At 64.2% G+C, this 17549-nt stretch carries 19 protein-coding genes; 5 read left to right on the top strand and 14 right to left on the bottom strand.

Annotated elements, in window-relative coordinates:
• The first annotated feature begins 4 nt into the window (after positions 1-4).
• Complete coding sequence (locus JY451_07675) at positions 5-1279, top strand: oligosaccharide flippase family protein (GenBank protein ID QZH76401.1); 1275 nt, start codon at positions 5-7, stop codon at positions 1277-1279.
• On the opposite strand, the gene rfbB is transcribed toward JY451_07675, so the two are convergent.
• Genes rfbB through rfbA form a run of 4 tightly spaced genes read right to left on the bottom strand, consistent with a single transcriptional unit; the run spans position 1268 to position 4584 of the window.
• Positions 1268-2317: a dTDP-glucose 4,6-dehydratase gene (gene rfbB, locus JY451_07670; protein QZH76400.1), complete on the bottom strand. Its 1050-nt coding sequence runs from the start codon at positions 2315-2317 to the stop codon at positions 1268-1270. The two genes, JY451_07675 and rfbB, sit on opposite strands and share 12 nt — an antisense overlap.
• The gene (rfbD, locus tag JY451_07665) at positions 2310-3158 is read right to left on the bottom strand and encodes a dTDP-4-dehydrorhamnose reductase (GenBank protein ID QZH76399.1); all 849 of its coding nucleotides are present in this window, start codon (positions 3156-3158) and stop codon (positions 2310-2312) included. Before rfbD ends, rfbB begins: the two co-directional genes overlap by 8 nt.
• The gene (gene rfbC, locus JY451_07660) at positions 3155-3700 is read right to left on the bottom strand and encodes a dTDP-4-dehydrorhamnose 3,5-epimerase (protein QZH76398.1); all 546 of its coding nucleotides are present in this window, start codon (positions 3698-3700) and stop codon (positions 3155-3157) included. Before rfbC ends, rfbD begins: the two co-directional genes overlap by 4 nt.
• Positions 3700-4584: a glucose-1-phosphate thymidylyltransferase RfbA gene (gene rfbA, locus JY451_07655; protein ID QZH76397.1), complete on the bottom strand. Its 885-nt coding sequence runs from the start codon at positions 4582-4584 to the stop codon at positions 3700-3702. The genes rfbC and rfbA overlap by 1 nt, the downstream gene beginning before the upstream one ends.
• 126 nt (positions 4585-4710) lie before the next feature.
• Between rfbA and JY451_07650 the strand changes: the two genes are divergently transcribed.
• Positions 4711-5835 carry a nucleotidyltransferase family protein gene (locus JY451_07650; protein QZH76396.1) on the top strand — a complete coding sequence of 375 codons (1125 nt, stop codon included), beginning with the start codon at positions 4711-4713 and terminating at the stop codon, positions 5833-5835.
• Positions 5836-5838: 3 nt separating this feature from the next.
• Here JY451_07650 and JY451_07645 read toward each other — a convergent pair whose 3' ends face one another.
• Genes JY451_07645 through JY451_07625 form a run of 5 tightly spaced genes read right to left on the bottom strand, consistent with a single transcriptional unit; the run spans position 5839 to position 10347 of the window.
• Entirely contained in the window at positions 5839-6120 is a 282-nt protein-coding gene (locus JY451_07645; protein QZH76395.1) for a PqqD family protein, read from the bottom strand.
• The gene (locus JY451_07640; protein QZH76394.1) at positions 6107-6979 is read right to left on the bottom strand and encodes a hypothetical protein; all 873 of its coding nucleotides are present in this window, start codon (positions 6977-6979) and stop codon (positions 6107-6109) included. The genes JY451_07645 and JY451_07640 overlap by 14 nt, the downstream gene beginning before the upstream one ends.
• Complete coding sequence (locus tag JY451_07635; protein ID QZH76393.1) at positions 6976-8100, bottom strand: methyltransferase domain-containing protein; 1125 nt, start codon at positions 8098-8100, stop codon at positions 6976-6978. The genes JY451_07640 and JY451_07635 overlap by 4 nt, the downstream gene beginning before the upstream one ends.
• A 49-nt stretch (positions 8101-8149) precedes the next feature.
• Positions 8150-8509: a tail fiber domain-containing protein gene (locus JY451_07630; protein ID QZH76392.1), complete on the bottom strand. Its 360-nt coding sequence runs from the start codon at positions 8507-8509 to the stop codon at positions 8150-8152.
• Complete coding sequence (locus JY451_07625) at positions 8506-10347, bottom strand: hypothetical protein (GenBank protein QZH76391.1); 1842 nt, start codon at positions 10345-10347, stop codon at positions 8506-8508. Before JY451_07625 ends, JY451_07630 begins: the two co-directional genes overlap by 4 nt.
• 194 nt (positions 10348-10541) lie before the next feature.
• On the opposite strand from JY451_07625, the gene JY451_07620 reads away from it, so the two are divergent.
• The 3 genes from JY451_07620 (at position 10542) to JY451_07610 (ending at position 12973) form a co-directional block, all read left to right on the top strand.
• A complete protein-coding gene (locus JY451_07620; protein ID QZH76390.1) occupies positions 10542-10808 on the top strand; it encodes a hypothetical protein in 267 nt (88 codons plus the stop codon).
• Positions 10809-10931: 123 nt separating this feature from the next.
• On the top strand, positions 10932-12260 hold the full coding sequence (locus JY451_07615; protein QZH76389.1) for an O-antigen ligase family protein: 1329 nt from the start codon (positions 10932-10934) through the stop codon (positions 12258-12260).
• Complete coding sequence (locus JY451_07610; protein QZH76388.1) at positions 12260-12973, top strand: hypothetical protein; 714 nt, start codon at positions 12260-12262, stop codon at positions 12971-12973. The genes JY451_07615 and JY451_07610 overlap by 1 nt, the downstream gene beginning before the upstream one ends.
• A gap of 40 nt (positions 12974-13013) precedes the next feature.
• On the opposite strand, the gene kynU is transcribed toward JY451_07610, so the two are convergent.
• The 5 genes from kynU to JY451_07585 all read right to left on the bottom strand — a co-directional run bounded on the left by kynU (position 13014) and on the right by JY451_07585 (position 17501).
• Positions 13014-14237 (bottom strand): kynureninase, encoded by a 1224-nt coding sequence (kynU, locus tag JY451_07605; GenBank protein QZH76387.1) that lies wholly within the window; start codon positions 14235-14237, stop codon positions 13014-13016.
• Positions 14234-15028 (bottom strand): tryptophan 2,3-dioxygenase, encoded by a 795-nt coding sequence (locus JY451_07600; protein QZH76386.1) that lies wholly within the window; start codon positions 15026-15028, stop codon positions 14234-14236. The genes kynU and JY451_07600 overlap by 4 nt, the downstream gene beginning before the upstream one ends.
• Positions 15029-15081: 53 nt before the next feature.
• Positions 15082-15471 (bottom strand): DUF4112 domain-containing protein, encoded by a 390-nt coding sequence (locus tag JY451_07595; GenBank protein ID QZH76633.1) that lies wholly within the window; start codon positions 15469-15471, stop codon positions 15082-15084.
• A 78-nt stretch (positions 15472-15549) separates the two neighbouring features.
• Positions 15550-17079, bottom strand: coding sequence for an ABC transporter substrate-binding protein (locus tag JY451_07590; protein ID QZH76385.1), 1530 nt, complete (start codon positions 17077-17079; stop codon positions 15550-15552).
• Between the two features lie 59 nt (positions 17080-17138).
• Complete coding sequence (locus JY451_07585; GenBank protein QZH76632.1) at positions 17139-17501, bottom strand: PilZ domain-containing protein; 363 nt, start codon at positions 17499-17501, stop codon at positions 17139-17141.
• Positions 17502-17549: the final 48 nt, after the last annotated feature.

Raw genomic sequence — 17549 nt, 5'->3', positions numbered from 1 at the left:
ATCGATGCGGATCGGCGGGGGCCTGCACTGGGACATGCTGCTCGGCCTCGGCCTGCGGGCGGCGGGAGCGCTGGCGAGTTTCGTCCTGGTCTGGCTGGTGGCGCGAATGTTCGGTGCCGATGCGGTCGGCCTGTACCAGCTGGGCGTGACCACCGCGACCACGGTATCGATGTTCGTCAGCCTCGGGCTCGATATCCTGCTGGTCCGTGAAGTCGGGCCGCTGCTGAGCGGCGGACAGGCGGACAGGGCAATGGCGATCTACCGCGCCATGCAGAAACTGGTGCTCCGAGCCGGGGTGGCGATGCTGGTGCTGTTGGTGTTGCTCGCCCCGCTTCTGAGCGATCGGGTGCTCGACCAGCCCGAGGCCCTCGCTTTCCTCCAGTTGTCCGCACCGATCGTGCTGCTGCTGCCTTTGCTCAAGCTGGCCAATGCTTTCCTGCGTTCGCGCGGCGACGTGGTGCTGTCGCAATCGCTGGAGGGAGTGTTCTATTCGGGCCTCGCGGCGCTGGGGCTGGGGCTGGTGTGGTTCTTCGGAGCAGACTCGGGACCGCTGTTGCCGCCTGCGCTCTACGTCGGCGGGTTGCTGCTGGCGACCGGGGTCGGGCTTTATGCCGTGCATCGGATGGTCACGGGCGATCCCCTCCCTGCCGTTGAGCGACCCGATACCATGCGTGGTGCGGCGATCATCGCTCCACAGATCATCCAGATGCTGGGCGATTGGCTGCTGCTGGTGATCGTCACCGCATGGCTCAGCGTTGCCGATACCGGGATTTACCGCACCGCGTTCCAGATCGCGCTGCTGCTCGGCATCGTTTACGCCTCGTTCGGGCTGATGGCCTCGCCGCATCTGGCCAAGGCAGCGGCGGGTGAGGACCGCGGCGAGATCTTCCGCATCCTGCGCAGCGTGCGCTTGCTGGGTTTGGCGTTATGCCTCCCTGCCGCTATCGGCATTGCCCTGCTCGCCGACCCTTTGCTTGGCCTGTTTGGCGAGACCTTTGTTTCGGGCGCACTTGCGCTGCAACTGCTGTTGCTGGGGCAACTGGTGAATGTGGGCTTCGGTCCGGTGGGTGGCGCTCTGGTGATGATGAAACGCGAGGGGTTGGTGGCCGGGATTGAAGTGGTCGCGACGTTGGCCGGAATGGGGCTGGCCGCCGCACTGATCGCGCCTTACGGGCTGGCCGGAGCAGCGGCGGGGGCGTTGGCGGCAGTGCTGATCCGCAATTTGGCCCAGTTCATCGCCCTGCATTGGGTCGCGCGGCGGATGGCGTTATCGCAATAGCGACCGCCACCACACCTCGTTTTCAAGATACCAGCACAAGGTCTGCGCCAGCCCGGCGGCAAAGCCATGCTGCGGCGCATAGCCCAGTTCGGCTCGCGCGCGCGAAGCATCGATGGCATAGCGGCGATCATGCCCCGCACGATCGGTGACGAAGGACTTGAGCTCTGCCGTCGACCGGCCCTGCGCGGCGGGAGCGTCCGGGAACCGTTCGGCCAGCCCGGCAATCCCGGCAAAGGCGCGGTCCACTTCAGTACACAGCGTGTCGATCACCGCCAGATTGGGCAATTCCGCGCCGCCGCCGATATTGTAGGTCTCGCCCGGCGTGCCGCGCGCCAATGTGGCAGCGATTCCCCGGCAGTGGTCCTCGACATGCAGCCAGTCGCGCACGTTCATCCCGTCGCCATAAATCGGCAGGGGGCGGCCGTGCAGCGCGTTGAGCAGGAACAGCGGGATCAGCTTCTCGGGATACTGGTACGGCCCGTAATTGTTCGAGCAATTGCTGGTGGTGACCTGCAGCCCGAAGGTGTGATGCCACGCCCGCACCAGATGATCGGACGCGGCCTTGCTCGCGGAATAGGGTGAATTGGGCGCGTAGGGCGTGGCTTCGTGGAACGCCGGATCGTTGGGGCCGAGCGAGCCGAACACCTCGTCGGTCGAGATATGGTGGAACCGGTGCGGCACGCCGCTTCCTTCCAGCCACACCGCGCGCGCGGCCTTCAGCAGACTGTTGGTGCCGAGGATGTTGGTCTCGATAAAGGCATCCGGCCCACTGATCGAACGATCGACATGGCTTTCGGCGGCGAAGTGGACAATGGTTTCAATGCCCCGCTCACGCAAAAGGCGCTCGACCAGCGCGGTATCGCGGATATCGCCCACCACCAGTTCGGCCTGGGGCACCCCGGCAATGGTCGAGCGATTGCCCGCGTAGGTCAGGCTGTCGAGCACCACCAGCGTGTCGTCGGGATGCTCCGCTGCCCAGTAATGAACGAAGTTGCCGCCGATAAAGCCCGCGCCGCCGGTAATGAGCAGGTTAGCCAAGCGCCTCCTCCTCGCGCAGCATCAGCCGCAGATTCTCGCGCCAGTGGGTGTGGCCGTCGCCCAGCAGCGCGCGAGTCTTGCTGCAATCGAGCAGCGAGAAGGCGGGTCGCGCGGCGGGGGTGGGGTAATCGGCATTAGTTATGGGGATCACCGGCACCGCACGGCTGAGCATCCCCAGCGCGAGTGCCTCCTCCTGAATCGCGACAGCGAAATCGTACCAGCTTGCCACTCCGGCATCGCAGTGGTGGAATATGCCCTGCGCTTGCTTGTCCACCAGTCCCCAGATCGTCCGCGCGAGGCCGGTCGCCCATGTCGGCGCACCGATCTGGTCTGCCACCACCCGCACTTCGTCGCGCTCGCGCATCAGTCGCAGCATGGTGCGCACGAAATTCGCACCGCCTGCGGCATGGACCCAGGCGGTGCGCACCAGCAGGTCGGAAACGCGCAAGTGATCCTCCCCCTCTGCCTTGGTGCGGCCATAGGCGGAAAGCGGTGCGCGCTGGTCATCCGGCCTGTACGGACGGCTGGAGCGGCTATCGAAGACGAAATCGGTCGAGACATGCACCAGCTTGCCGGAATGCGCCTGTACCAGCGCGGCAACGGCGTCGGCGTTGATCGCCCGCGCTGTGGATTCGTCGGTTTCGGCCCGGTCGACGGCGGTATAGGCGGCGGCGTTGATGATGAGATCGGGAGCCAGGCCGGCGACCAGTGCCTTGGTCGCTTCGGTATCGGTCAGGTCGCACTCATCGACATCGACGGCGTGAATGTGCGCACCTTCGGGCGCAGTCGCCAGCAAGGCGCGGCCCAATTGGCCCTTGGCTCCGGTCACCAGCACCTTCACGCGAATGTCTCCACGTCGGCAAGACACTTGCCCACGCGATCCTTGGCCGCGAGCTGCACATCCAGACCGTCGAGCGGCCAGTCGATTCCCACATCGGGATCATCCCAGGCCAGCGTATGCTCCGAACCGGGCGCATAGGGGGCATCGCATTTGTAGAGGAAATCGGTGTCATCCTCCAGCGTCAGAAAGCCGTGGGCGAAGCCGCGTGGCACCCACAACATCCGCCGGTTCTCTGCCGACAACTCGAACCCGGACCATTGCCCGAATGTCGGCGAGGAGCGGCGCAGGTCCACCGCCACATCATAGACCGCACCCGATACCACCCGCACCAGCTTGCCCTGCGCGCCGGGGTTCTGGAAATGCATCCCCCGTAGAACGCCCTTCTGCGAGCGCGAGTGATTGTCTTGTACGAAGGACACATCCAGCCCCGCCGCCGCGAATTTCTCTGCGCTCCAGCTTTCCAGAAAGAACCCGCGGTCATCGCCGTACACCTGCGGTTCGATCAGCAGCAGCCCTTCGAGGGCGGTGGGAACGAACCGCATCAGCGCGCGCCTTCGCGCAGCAGGCCGAGCAGGTATTCGCCATAGCCCGATTTGCGCAAGGGAGCGGCAATCGCTTCCAGCTGCGTGTCGTCGATAAAGCCCTGTCGCCAGGCGATTTCTTCCGGACAGCAGATCTTCAGTCCCTGCCGTTCCTCGGTGATGCGGACGTAGGTGGCGGCATCGAGCAGCGAGCCGTGGGTGCCAGTATCGAGCCAGGCAAACCCGCGCCCCATGATCTCCACTGCCAACCCGCCTTCGTCGAGATAGAGGCGGTTGAGATCGGTGATTTCCAGCTCGCCGCGCGGCGAGGGCTGCAACTTGCGCGCGCGTTCGACCACCGTCTCGTCGTAGAAATAGAGTCCGGTGACGGCATAGTGCGATCTGGGCTGCGCGGGCTTTTCCTCCAGCGACCCAGCCTTTCCGTCCGCGTCGAACGAGACGACCCCATAATCTTGCGGGTTGTTCACCCGATAGGCGAAAATGCTAGCCCCCACCGCGCGCGCCGAGGCGCACGCCAGCAGTTCGGGGAGGCCGTGGCCGTAAAAGATATTGTCCCCCAGCACCAAGGCAACGGGGTGATCGCCGAGGAAATCCGCGCCGATGTGGAAGGCCTGCGCCAGCCCTTCGGGCTGCGGCTGGACGGCGTAGGAAAGCGAAATCCCGAAGTCGGAACCGTCGCCCAGCACGCGGCGGAACTGGTCCTGATCCTCCGGCGTAGTGATGACGAGAATCTCGCGAATCCCCGCAAGCATCAGTGTGGACAGCGGATAGTAGATCATCGGCTTGTCGAACACCGGCATCAGCTGTTTCGAAACACCGCGCGTCAGCGGGTAGAGCCGCGTGCCCGATCCACCGGCCAGGATGATGCCTTTGCGGGATTTCATGCGCCATGCCCCTGCCCGCGCCTGGCGGTGGAGCCTCGCGGGAATACGTAGCGCATGGCAACGGGCGTGCCTGCGGTCAACCGCGAACTGGTGGAGTGCGGGGGCCAATCGCGCTAGGTGCGCGCAATGACGGGCGAAAGCGATATCGATGGCTTCCTGACCGATTGCCTCGCCGGGAAAGCGGCGCTGTGGCCCGCTATGTTTGACAGTGCGAACGTATCGCAGCGCGTCTCCTATCACGGCATCGCCGGACTACTGCTGGCGCGCGAAGAGTTGATGCACGGTTGGCCCGATAGCTTGCGCCACGCGATCCGCGCCGAAGCGCATTTGCAATCGCTGTGGGAGGCCTCGCATCATGCTGTGCTGGCAGCACTGATCGAACGGCTGGCCGCCGCCGGAATGGCCTCGCTGGTGCTGAAGGGAACGGCACTGGCCTATTCGGTCTACGCCGATCCGGCGATCCGGCGGCGCGGGGATTCGGACGTGCTGGTGCGCGCGAGCGATCTGGCCAAAGCGCAGCAAGTACTGGCGCGCGAGGGATTCATCCGCAACGAAGGCCGCCAACTGGCGCAGGAAACCTGGTTACGCACTGCCGGGGACGGTTTCACTCACGCAGTGGACCTGCACTGGGAAGTGACGGGTTCCCCGGCGCTGAACACGGTGTTGCGGGCGGAGCAGTTCTTTGCCCAGCCGATGGCCCTTCCGCGCCTGTCCCCCTCCGCGCTCGCTCCCGATACCGTCAGCCTGTTCCTCCACAACTGCGTCAACCACGCACAGCACCGGGAACTGGGCTATCTGGCCGGAAATGCGCGGGTGCTGTCGCGCTATCGGCTGATCTGGTGCCACGATACCTTCCTGCAAGCCGCTGATTTTGAGAGCAGCGAATGGCGAAGTCTGGCCGAAAAGGCTCTGTCCGCCGGTCTTGCCAAACTGTGCCTTTCCGACTTGCGGCAGGCCGCCGCGATTTTCGCTTTTGCAATTCCGCCGGAAGTCGAAGACACTTTCGCGCAGGCGTCGGAACAAACACCCGCCAGCCATTATCTCTCGCGCGCATCGGCGCACCAGCGGATCATTGCCGATTTTCGGGCAACGGCGCAATTCGGGGATCGCTTGCGACTGATCGGCAATCACTTGTTCCCCTCAGGCGCGCATCTGCGTGAGCGATATCCCGAAGCGGAAAAGTGGCCGCTGCCGATGCTGCAACTGCGCAGGCTCGCAGCCTTGCCGTGGCGGCTTGTCACGCGCCGCTGAAAGTCAGCCCTTCACCGTGTCCAGCAGTCCGTTGGCGCACAGATCGCTGGCTAGCGCGAGGACATCGGCGCGGGCTTCGCTTTCGTCGACCTCGTATTCCTCCACCAGCATCGCGCAGACTTCGCCGAGAGTCCGGACCTGCCCGTCAAGGAAGCTCCAGATCCGTCCGCCCACCGGGTTGAGGCCGAAATAGGTCCCCTCGGTGAGATGCAGCAGCACGGTCTCGCCGCCGACTTCGCGGGCGACGACTTCGCTCGATTGCTGCACCCGGTCAGTCAGTTCCATCGGCTGCTTCGCTCTCTGCAAAGTGGTCGGCGATTGCCTCCACCACGCCTGCCAACTGGTCAAACCGGCGGGGGTAGTCAAGCCGATAGCATGGCACGGCCCCAGCCAAAGCCGCGACCCTGCCAAAGTGGGCGTGCAGCCGCGCCTTGTCCTCGACGTCGAGAATGAAACCGTGGCGCAGCACTTCGGCCAGCGCCGCCGCCTCGCCGAGCGGAGTCATCTGCAAGGATTCCGCAACGCCCGGGCCGAGAATGCAGATCGCCATCAGGGGAACAGCCTTGTCGGCAGAAGGCAGGCCAGCGCTACTCGACAATTCGTGCTTCTCATCTTCGGGGTGCGCCTCTGCGGCAACACCCAGCAGCCAGGCCGCGCTATCGCCGAAAACCCGCAATCCCGGAGCTTGCGGAGCGACAAGATAGCCGCCGTCACGCGGTTCCAGCGCCAGCACGTCCTCGGTCAGGAACGGAAAGCCGGCCTTGGCAAAAGCTCCCGCGAGCGTGGTCTTGCCGCGGCGGGAGAGGCCCATGAATGCCAGTGCCTTCCCATCCACCACCACCGCGCTGCCGTGCAGGTTCAACTCGCCACGATGGTTGCCGATCACCGGGGCGACCGAATTGGCGAACAGCGCGGCAATAGCCTTGGAATCGGAATCGGACACGGGGTGACAAGTCGCGCTGCTTCCATCGGCGGCAATCGCGAAATCGGCGCGGTCGGGGAAGCGCAGCAGGAAACCGGTGGGCGTACGATGGAATTCGGCCACCGTGTAGCCATCGGGGGAGAGCCAGCGATCGTAGGGTGCGCTCGCCAGCTCTTCCTGCTCCCGCGCTTCGCCTTGTTGCAGGCGCGGCCCCGGGCTCATTCGCTCACGCTGCCGAGCTCGGCTTTCACGAAGCGGCGCAGTTCTGCGCTGGTGGGGAACAGCGGCGGCTCGACGGTGAGCAGGTGGGCTTCGATTTCGGCGGCATTGCGTGTCCCGTCGAGCAGCGCCAGCAGTGCCTTGCGGGCGCGGGCCAGAGCATTGGGGCGCAAATTGCGCCCTGTCTGCACGGCGAGATCGGCCTGCGTCAGGATCGTGCTTTTCCAGGTGGACATGACCTGCCGCTCGCCCGTGCGGGGAACGGTGAGAGTCCAGGTGATGATGGGGTGATCGTGGCGGATCGAGAACGCGACATCGATCAACTCACCCTTCTCCACCGCCAAAGTCGTTGTCAGCGGGAAGAATGCTTGCGAACGCCTGATCGAATTTTCCGCAAGCGGCGAATTGGTCATCCACACGCCTTCTGCCAATTCGCAGTCGAACCACCCGGCCAGTCCGTGAAGCTGGCCATCGTGCGACACTTCGATCCGGGCGCTGAATTGGAGGGTGGCAGGATTATCCTCGCCCAGCGGAACGCTGCCCAGTGTGACCGGCGGCGAGCAGACATCCCCCGCCCCCAGATCAACTGCATGGCGGGCATTTGCGGCATAGCTGTCCAGCCAGTGATATTCGCGGGGCACCGGCGGCTGGCTCCACATCCGCGCCAGATCGCCGCATCTCGCGGAAGAGACCCCCGCCACTTGCAGCACGATCCGGCGCGGCATCACTTTCCCGCCCGGCTTGAGCATCCGGCGGTGCGCGTCCTCCAGCATTTCGACTATGCCATAATCGACGCCGAAAAAGCCGACATGGTCGCAAATGATGACATCGACGAGTGCGGGCAGTTCGGCGCGGAAGCTGCTGGCGCGAATGCAGGTGTAGTGATCGCCCAGTCCCTCGCGGGACACGGTTTCGCGGGCAATCTCAATCGCGTCGGTACGATCGATCCCGATCACATGGGCCGCACCCGCTTGCAGGCACTGGATGCCGAGAATGCCGAAGCCGCAGCCCAGATCGGCCACCACGTCTCCGGAGCGGACGACTTGGGCAATAGCCCGCGCGTAAAGCGCGTGGCGGTTCTTGAGCGCAAGATAATCGTGATGTTCGGCAAGGACGCCTGCCATTGTCACTGCGTCCCCCGGCGTGCGCCGAAGCGCCGTACCACAAGCTCAATCAGGCGAGTGCAATGCCAAGTTGCGCGTAATCGACGCGGGCATAACCGCTGGCATCGCGGATCACGGCGGCCGGAACGATCGCTTCCACTTCGTCCGCCATCACCCCGAACTGGCGACCGGCGCCGTGTGCGTCGCGGTATTCCGGGCGATAGTCGAACCGGTAAAGCCCGAAGCCCGCAGGATGAGTGCCGACGCGCTGGATGTTTTCTTTCGCGCGCGGATCGGACATGACCATGCTTTGCACTCCGCCGTCGCCAACATCGCCGAGGCTGCCGCCAGTGAGGTTACGAACAGATCCGAACACCGTGAGTGCGGGACGAACGTAAACTGTCTTGCCGGTTTTCTGGCTGTTGTTCATTGCGATAAACCCCCGTGCAGTCCGCTATTTCGGGCTTCAAGAAATGCTGCGGATGCGAAGCTCCCCCATAGCGTCCATATTGGCATCCGGTCAATCGAGTCTTCACGCGCAATTGTAAATTCTCGCCGGAGCTCGTCCGGCACAATGAGCTTGCTATACATGTCATCCTCAAGTGCGTCAGTGCAAGCGGCTTCCAGCCGGGAGAGATGCAAGTGAAAGGTCTGGCTGAAGTGCGCTTTACTTTCGCGCTCGAGCACCTTGTCGGGCAAGATGCCCTGTAGCGCCAGACGATGAATGTATTTGGTGGTCCCGCCGCGCCAGCGGATGTGTTCGGGCGTCGCTGCGCTGAACTCTATGAATTTGCGTGACAACATCGGGTAGCGATATTCGATGCCTACTTGTGACGCTTGCAGGTTCATCATGTCATAAACGAGCCTGGCAAAGGGAAACTCAAGCTTGGCGAGTTTCAGGCGTGCATCGGGAGAGGCACTTGCCCGTCGCTCGATCTGGCTTTGGCGGCGAGCTGCCAGAGCATCCCGCATGGCCGGGCTGAGCAGGCTTGGGTTCGCGCCCTCAAACGGTTTCTCCTGATCCCGCCTGGCGAGCAGTATGCCGCGCAAAGAGTCGGGCAGACAGGCCGTCACAGTCTGGCGCACCATTTCCCTCATGGTCCAGCCCGCGCCCATACCGCTCCAGTCGGCGCGCAGGTTCTGCCGCAGAGCCCGCCAATCGCCCATCCGCAAGGCCTGACGGATGTGGTGCGGGTGTCCGTCGAGCCACTGGTCGCCGCCCTGCCCGACCAGATTTACCCGGCAACCCCGTGCGGCGGCGGCAGCGGCAATATCGCGCAGCATCACGGTGTTGGGCAGGAAAGGAAGGCGGCGGTCGGCTGCGCCCTGCGCCGCGAACCAGTCGAGATCGGGACAGAAAAGGTCAACCGCTTCAACGGTACGCCCGGTCTGCCGTTCGACCGCGCGGACATAGTCCGCCTCATCCGCCGGCGTTCCCGTCGGCGCGCGCAGCGTGAAGCCGAGCAAGTCGGGCGCGGGCAATCGGCCTTCGTGGGCGAGCCGGTCGGCAAGGCAGAAGATGGCCGAGGAATCGAGCCCACCGCTGACATCGCAGGCGAGCGGCGCGTGGGTGCGGGCGCTGGCAGATACACATTCGGTCAGCACGCTGCGATAATGTTCGGCGTATTCCGCGTCGCTCTTGTGGCGAATAGTGACGTCCGTCGGCAAGTGCCAGTATTCGCGCAGGCGCGGCCCGTTCACGTCCAGCGTGAGGCAATGCGCGGCGGGAAGGCGCATTAGGCCCTGCCACGGGGTCTCATTGCTGGTGAACCAGGCATTGGCCACATGTTCTGCGAGATAGGGCAAGTTGGGCGGCGGATCGAAAGGCAGTGCGGCAAGCACTCCGGCGATATCGGTGGCAGCGACGAATGTCCGACCATCCCAGTGATAATGCAGCTGGCGCAGGCCGGTATGATCGCATGCGCAGAACAGCCGCTGCTGGGTCTTGTCGAAAATGATGAAGGCGAACTCCCCGTCTAGGTGATCGAGGCAAGCCTCCCCCCACACGCGGTAGGCGTGCAGCACCAGTTCTGCATCGGACGCGTTGCGGAGGAGGGCGCTCCGCGCCGTAAGATCGTGCCGCAGGTCATAGAAATTGGCGAGATAGCCGTCCAGGACCAGGACGAGGCTTTCGCATGCGCTTGCGAGTGGCTGGCGTGATGTCAGTTCCTCGGCGCTGGTGTCAAAGGCGCAATGACCCAGCGCCAGCCAGCCCTGCTGCCAATGACGGGTGCCATCCGGGCCACGATGCGCCAGGGTGGCAGTCATTGCCGAGATCGTGCAAAGGTCCGCCGCCGGTCCATCGCTATGGAAGACTGCCGCTATTCCGCTCATGCTTTGGCGATAAGCGCGCAGAGAGGAGGCGTCATCAGCAATTAAGTATTACCCCTTATTCGCAGTTGCGGGATAGGCGGCGGTGGAGTATCGTACTTCTGCTGCATTCTTCGAACGGGAGCCAGCCAATGCTGAAAAAGATATTCGCCTCCTTTGCGGCTGCTGGTCTGGCCTTCGCACCGATCGCCGCTCAGGCCAATACGCGTTCGTCGGATGCTGTCGTCAGTTTCGACCGGGCCGCCGTTCCGGTTGGCATGGCAGAAGGCGTGATTGATGACGACGATGACGATTTCGGCGGCCTATGGTGGCTGTTCGGCGGGGCCATTGTTGTCGGGCTGATCTTCGTGATTGCAGGCGATGTCGATGAAGATAACGCCTCCCCTGGTGCCAATTAAGCAAATCGCGAAATCCTACATAGTCGCAGTTGGAATGGCTTCGACTGAGAATGCGGGCCGTTTCTGTCCCGGCAAATCAGTCCCTGCATTTCGCGGCTGATGGTCGGCTCGACTGCAAGGCAAATGTTGGTCGCTCCCTTGCTGCACTTGCAAGCGCTGGTCGTACTGGCCTTGGCCATTGGCGGTGGCGGCGTGGCCTATGGCCTGCACAATCTGGCGATCCAGCTTGCCGCCCTAGCACTGCTTGCCGTCCATGCCGGACGACTGGTGGCGTTTGTCGAGCAGGCACCGCGATTGCTCCTTGCCCTGCTCCTCCTGTCGCTGGCGTTTCCACTGCTGCAGATCATCCCGCTCCCGCCCACAATATGGCAGGAACTGCCGGGACGAGCACCCGTGGTGGAGAGTCATGCCCTGGCAGGGATCGACCCGGCGACCTGGGCTCCGCTGAGTCTCGATCCTGCACGCTCGCTCGTTGCATTCCTCGGCATGTTTGCCCCCGCCGCGATCATCGCGATCGGCAGCACGCTGGCGAGCGAAGAACGAGCGCGGCTTGCGCTGACAATGGCGGCCGCAGCCTTCGCGGCAATGCTCCTGGGAACAGTGCAGCTGGCATCGGTCAACAGCACCGCCATGATCTACCCGATCTCCCCCGCGCCCGATGTCCTCTACGCCACTTTTGCGAACCGCAATTCCACCGGACTGCTGTTCGTCCTTTCGCTGATCCTGCTGGCCGCGCTGCCGCTGGCGCAGCGGAGGTTGTGGCTGCTGGCGCGGGGTGTGGCTGCGACACTGCTGGCATTTGGCGTTGTGTTGACCCAGTCGCGCAGCGCGATGGTGCTACTGGTGCCGGCTGGCGCATTTGTGCTGGTGCGGCTGGCATTTGCGGCTTGGCAGAGGCGGGTTGGTCGGGCGCTCCATCCCGCTCCGATAAGTCCGCAGACATTCATGGCGGGCGTCGCTCTCGCAGGCGTTTTGGCAGCCATTCTGGGGGTATCGGCGCTGTCCGGCGGGCGGGTAGCGGAAAGCCTCGACCGGTTTGATCGGCTGGAAACCGATCGCGTGGAGATGTGGGACGACGCCTATTTCGCTACCGGAAACTATTGGCCGGTGGGCAGCGGAATGGGCACGTTCGACGAAGTGTTCCAGCTCCATGAATCGCTGGAGTACGTGTCTCCGAGAAAGGCAGGCCGGGCCCATAGCGACTGGCTTGAGATCGCCATCGAAGGGGGTATCATTGCGCTGCTTCTTGCCGGGGCCTGGTTGGCTTGGGTGCTGTTCTCCGTACTGCGCGGCCCGGCTAAAGGCGATGGCTGGCTGCATTTCGGCGCCGGGACGGGGCTAGGCTGCATCGCGCTGCAATCACTGCTGGATTACCCGTTGCGCAACCAGGCGCTGTTATGTGCGGCTGCGGTGCTGGTAGTGCTGGTCGCGCGACAGCGGGAGCCAGCTTAGTGATTGGACGGGCCATCTGGTTCACCCTGCTGACTCTGCTCGCATTGCTCGCCACTGTTGCGCAGGTCGATCGCCGTTCACGGTATGACGGAGAACTGGCATCGCTGGTGCCCTCTGCATACGTCGGGTTCGCCAGCGAACAGCGCACGCGACAGGCACTGGCTCAGGGCTACGGCGAGCGCGCGTTGGCCGAGGCGCAGCGATTGCTGCGCTATCGCCCGCTCCCGGCCAATCACCTCACCATGCTGGCGCTGGCCGAAGGGATGCAAAGCAATGCCGCTTCTGCAACTGCCGCGCTCGAAGTCGCAGCGGCGCGCAGCTGGCGCGATCCACTGCCGCAGGCGGCAAGTGCACAGGCGGCGCTCACGCAAGGGGAACACACCATCGCCGCTCAGCGAGTCAGCGCATTATTGGCGACGGGCGAATTGCCCGATCGGGCGGGGGAGTTGTTTGCCCGACTGGTTGCATCCCCGGAAGGGCGCGAAGCGATGGCCGCGCGCTATGCGGCGCCGGGGCACTGGCAAGCCAACTCCCTGACGGGTGCCGCGCTGGTTGCCCGTCCTCCCGATATTGCCCGGGCGCTGGAACTGGCGCTCGAAATGGGTGCGGAACTGCCGTGCGACCGGCTCCTGCGCCTGGCCGAAGATTTCGTCCGTCGCGGTTATGCGAAAGATGCTTCGCGCTTCCAACCGGTAAATTGCACCCGGCGTTAGGCCACGAGGTAACTGCCGAGGCCCGCCGCATGGCTTTCTATCACGTTACTGCCGCCCGCTCGGCAAATTCCGGCTTCAGCCATTCCTCGCTATCGAGAATGCTGCGCAACTCAATCACTGCACGCCAGCAATCGATGAAGCGAACATAGGCGGGGGCAAATCCGAAGCGCAGCACATCGGGGGCTCGAAAATCTCCCACGACCTTGCGAGCAATCAGGGCCTGACACAACTCGTAAGCGTGTGGATGCCGGAAAGAGAGTTGGCTCCCGCGCGCTGTCGCGTTGGCGGGGGAAATGCAGGCGAGTTCGGGTACCAACTCGGCCATTGCTGCACGGAAAAATTCGGACAAGACTCGTGATTTCTTCACCAGCGGAGCAATGCCGATGCGCCCTACCAGCTCCACACCCACTTCCAGCGCGCTCAGCGCCAGGATCGGCGGGGTGCCGCAGAGCAGGCGGGCTACTCCGGGCGCGGGCTGGTAGTCATCGGCGAAGGCGAAGGGTGCAGCGTGGCCCATCCAGCCGGAGAGGGGCTGCACCAGATCGGCGTGGTGGCGCTGCGCAACATAGGCGAAGGCGGGGGCGCCGGGGCCGCCGTTCAAATACTTGTAGCCGCAGCCGACAGCAAAATCGGCCTGTGCGGCAGTGAGGTCCACCGGCACCGCGCCCGCCGAGTGCGACAGATCCCACAGCACCAGCGCGCCCGCCTCGTGCGCCGCCTTGGTCAGCGCGGCCATGTCGAACATTTCGCCCGTCTTGTAATGCACGTGGGTGAGGAGGAGCAGCGCCACATCTTCATCCAGCGCCGCCGCCAAGTCCTCTCGGGCGGCCAGCCGCCGTTCGGCGAGGCCCTGCGCTTCGAGCCCTGCAATCATGTACAGATCGGTGGGGAAATTGCCCGGCTCGCTGAGCACAACCTTGCGCCCCGGCAGCATCGCGAGCGCGGCGCTGATGAGTTTGAACAGGTTGACCGAAACGCTGTCCGCCGCGATCACTTCGTCGGGCGTAGCGCCAATCAGCGGGGCGATCTTCGCGCCGACGCGTTGCGGCTGGTCGATCCAGCCGGCAGCATTCCAACTCGCGATCAGCCCCTCGCCCCATTCTCCGCGCACCACCTGCGCGACCCGCTCCGGCGTCGCCTTGGGCAGCGCGCCGAGCGAATTGCCGTCGAGATAGGCGAGATCTTCGTCGAGCCGGAATTCGCCTCGCCACTGCGCCAGCGGATCGGCGGCGTCGAGCCGCGCGGCTTCCTCGGCCCAGTTCAAAGCTCGGTCCTCACCGCCAGCAGTTCGGGGAAGAACCCCAGCTTGAGCACGCTTTCGAGATAGGGAATCCCCGCCGTGCCGCCGGTGCCGCGCTTGAAGCCGATCACCCGTTCGACCGTTTTCAGGTGGCCGAAGCGCCAGCGCTGGAAATGGTATTCCAGATCGACCAGTTTCTCCGCCAGCTCGTAAAGGTCCCAATAGCGGCGCGGTTCGCGGTAAACCTGTGCCCAGGCCTCGACCACGGCTTCGTTCAGGGCGTGCGGCGCGCGCAGGTCGCTCGCCAGCACCTCGTCGGGGATCGCGAAGCCGCGCCGCGCCAGCAGCGCCAGTACTTCGTCGTAGAGGCTCCGCCTTTCCAGTTCGGCGTGCAGCTTGGCCGCCACTTCGGGCACCGCCTCGTGCATGGTCACCATATCAGGATTCCGCCCCCCGAGGATGAATTCCATCAGCCGGTACTGCGCCGACTGGAACCCGCTCGACTTGCCCAGATGCGGGCGCACCAGCGAGTAATCGTGCGGGGTCATCGTCGCAAGCACGTCCCAGCTCGAAATCAGCTGTCGCTGCGCTTGCGCCACGCGGGCGAGCATCTTGAACGCGGGGCCAAGATCGTCGGCGATCACCAGTTCACGCGCCGCCTCCAGCTCGTGCAGGCACAGCTTGAGCCACAGCTCGCTGGCCTGATGGACGATGATGAACAGGAATTCGTCATGCGCATCGGACGCGGGATGCTGCGCCGAAAGGATGCGCTCGAGATCGAGGTAGGAGGAATAGGTAACGTTGCTTTTGGCCATGCCGCAGCCTTAGCGGCAAGCCGTGACCAATGAAACTACTGCTCGATCACCCCCTACTGCTCGATTACCTTGGTATGCGGGTGATGCTTGTCGAGATGCTTCTTCACGATCCGCAGGTTGCGGCTGTTGGAACGGAACATGAAGTCGAACAGGTCGCCCACCACCGGCACCGCGCCTACCGCACTGTCCATCGCCACATTGCCTGCCATGCGCAGCAACTGGAACTTGGACATACCGAGATTGCGCGCTTCCCAGACGATGTAGGCGCCCATACCCATGGCGATGATATCGCCGACCACGGGAATCAGGCCGACAATCGCATCGAGCCCCACCGGGCGGTTGATGCCGGGAATCACGAAAGCGCGTTCGAGCACCTGCTCCATCGCCTCGATGCGGCGGCGCGCCGAATGCGGATCGTTGCCCAGCGGCAGGTCCAGCCCCATCGGGCGCGGACGCATCGGATCGCCAGTGATTGGAACGGGTTTGCGCAAATCGGCCATCGCAGCGGTTCTCCTTCCCGCTTATCTGGGGAGCTGCGCCATCGGCGGCAAGGGATGGAAGGCATAGGCATTCGCCTCGAACCCATCGACATTACCGCGCACCAGCGACCAGCGCAGCGGCGAGCCGAACGGGATATAGACATTCTCCAGCGTCAGCCGCGCTTCGGCCTGCGCCATCATCGTCGCGCGGAGGGCAGGATTGGCCTGCGCTGCTGCCTGCGCAAGCAGCCTGTCAGCATCCTCGCTGCACAGCCCCCGACGCAGGCCGCAGTGAAACTGGCCGAGGAACCAGCGCGGCGCGGGATAGCGGGCGATCCGGTCGACCAGCACCAGATCGGCATCGCGCAAGGATTCCGCTCGTTCGAGCCTTATGCCGATCTGCGCGAGTTGCTGCGACAGACCGCGCAGGAGCAGATCCCAGCCCGGCCCTTCGTCCATCGACACGGTCAAAATGGCGGGCGCGGCCGGATCGCCTTCGTCGAATTGTCGGCGCCAGGCGGCAACCCTTGCTGCCGCTTCCTCCCGCAATTCGGCAATCTCGGTATCCTGCCAGCGTTCCAGAACGAGCCCGGTATCACCGGGCAGGCCGGGTGATACCGGGCGCGTCGTTGCAGCCCAACCGCCGATGTTGAAGGGGCTGAGCAATGCGGTCCGGTCAATGGCCATTGCCAGTGCCTCGCGTACCCCGTCATTGCCAAGCAGCCCCTCGGCGCGGCGCACATGCAGGCCGAACAGTCCAATAGTGGAATCGATCCGCAGCGTGCCCGAAGTCAGCGGCCCGGTTTCTACCAGCGGCAGACTGCCCAGATCGCCGCCCAGCACCAGTTCGACCTCTCCGGAATCGAACATTGCGATAGCTTCGGCGGCGGAAGCCACCGTAATCTCTACTGGCTGGACTTCCTCCTGCCAGTCCTCGTCCATTGGCAAGCCGCGTTCGATGGGTGGTCGGAATTCGAGCCGCGCTGTGCTGCGCTCTTCACCGTCATTGGTCTCGACGCCCTGCACCAGTGTCATCGGCCCGGTGGCCCCGCCACTGTGACGTAGTGCCAGTTCGGGCTGCGCGAGCAATTGCAGCAGATCGGGTTCGGGCACCGAGAGGCGGATTTCGATCACCCTGCCTGCCATTGCCCGCACTTCCGCAATGGGTGCAAGATCCTGCGCGAGTGATGTACCTGCAAGATCGTCCATCGCCTCCAGCAAGGCGCTGCGGGCGCTCTGCGCGGTCATCGGGCTGCCGTCCGGCCACGGAATGTCTCGCAGGCGGAAGACGTAGCTCATTCCGTCTTCGGTCGGCAGCCAGGTTTCGGCGAGTGCGGGTACGACTTCGCCTTGCGCGTCGAAAGCCACAAGGCCGCTCTGGGTTGCCGCGCGCAAGTGCTGCGCGGTCGCCGAAAGCCGCAGATCCTCGGTAAAAACCGCTTCGGGGGTGCCGATCAGCGCGACATCGAGCGTTCCGTCATTCCCCGAACCGCAGCCCGCCAGCAGCAGTGTCGTCACCAGAGCGAGGCCGGCGCGACAGCCAAAGCGCGTAAGGGTGTGCGGAAAGTCCATCGTGGTCAGCGATAGGCCCCGGCGCGGCCTTCATCAACCGCAAGCGCGTCGCAGTCTTGTCAGAGCTTGCGCAGCGAAGCCGGATCGTCGTTAAGGCCGGCAGGCAGGCGCCGCAGTTCAAAAGTGCTCGGCGCGGTGGCCACCGGTGCGCGAACCAGCCGGGGATCGATTTCGTCGACGAAAGCGATGCCGAAGCGGTTGTCCTGCTTCCACGCCACCGATCCTTCGACCCAGCCGATATTGCGCAACTCCACGGAGACATGCGCACCGCGCATCACCTTGACATCGCCCTCGGCCATCATGCCGCCTGCCGAAAGGTTCCGGACCTTGACGCGGGCCTCTTTCTCCTGCCCGTCCACGCGGACTTGGGCCAACAGGAAGAGACTGTCACGACCGACCTGGCGGGTATCGACGTTGCTCATCGTGTTCACTGTCGTCCTCGAAATCCTGCGCTCCCGGCCCCAATCTGC

Origin of the sequence: Erythrobacter sp., from assembly GCA_019739335.1 — a bacterium.
Lineage (GTDB): Bacteria > Pseudomonadota > Alphaproteobacteria > Sphingomonadales > Sphingomonadaceae > Alteraurantiacibacter.
This window is presented reverse-complemented; position numbering and strand designations above follow the sequence as displayed.

Excerpts from the sequence above, each read along its gene's own strand:
- JY451_07675 (QZH76401.1), top strand. The coding sequence starts at position 5 with ATGCGGATCGGCGGGGGCCTGCACTGGGACATGCTGCTCGGCCTCGGC.
- rfbC (QZH76398.1), bottom strand. The coding sequence starts at position 3,700 with ATGCGGTTCGTTCCCACCGCCCTCGAAGGGCTGCTGCTGATCGAACCG.
- rfbA (QZH76397.1), bottom strand. The coding sequence starts at position 4,584 with ATGAAATCCCGCAAAGGCATCATCCTGGCCGGTGGATCGGGCACGCGG.
- JY451_07650 (QZH76396.1), top strand. The coding sequence starts at position 4,711 with ATGACGGGCGAAAGCGATATCGATGGCTTCCTGACCGATTGCCTCGCC.
- JY451_07645 (QZH76395.1), bottom strand. The coding sequence starts at position 6,120 with ATGGAACTGACTGACCGGGTGCAGCAATCGAGCGAAGTCGTCGCCCGC.
- JY451_07640 (QZH76394.1), bottom strand. The coding sequence starts at position 6,979 with ATGAGCCCGGGGCCGCGCCTGCAACAAGGCGAAGCGCGGGAGCAGGAA.
- JY451_07635 (QZH76393.1), bottom strand. The coding sequence starts at position 8,100 with ATGGCAGGCGTCCTTGCCGAACATCACGATTATCTTGCGCTCAAGAAC.
- JY451_07630 (QZH76392.1), bottom strand. The coding sequence starts at position 8,509 with ATGAACAACAGCCAGAAAACCGGCAAGACAGTTTACGTTCGTCCCGCA.
- JY451_07625 (QZH76391.1), bottom strand. The coding sequence starts at position 10,347 with ATGACTGCCACCCTGGCGCATCGTGGCCCGGATGGCACCCGTCATTGG.
- JY451_07620 (QZH76390.1), top strand. The coding sequence starts at position 10,542 with ATGCTGAAAAAGATATTCGCCTCCTTTGCGGCTGCTGGTCTGGCCTTC.
- JY451_07615 (QZH76389.1), top strand. The coding sequence starts at position 10,932 with ATGTTGGTCGCTCCCTTGCTGCACTTGCAAGCGCTGGTCGTACTGGCC.
- JY451_07600 (QZH76386.1), bottom strand. The coding sequence starts at position 15,028 with ATGGCCAAAAGCAACGTTACCTATTCCTCCTACCTCGATCTCGAGCGC.
- JY451_07595 (QZH76633.1), bottom strand. The coding sequence starts at position 15,471 with ATGGGGCTGGACCTGCCGCTGGGCAACGATCCGCATTCGGCGCGCCGC.
- JY451_07590 (QZH76385.1), bottom strand. The coding sequence starts at position 17,079 with ATGGACTTTCCGCACACCCTTACGCGCTTTGGCTGTCGCGCCGGCCTC.
- JY451_07585 (QZH76632.1), bottom strand. The coding sequence starts at position 17,501 with ATGAGCAACGTCGATACCCGCCAGGTCGGTCGTGACAGTCTCTTCCTG.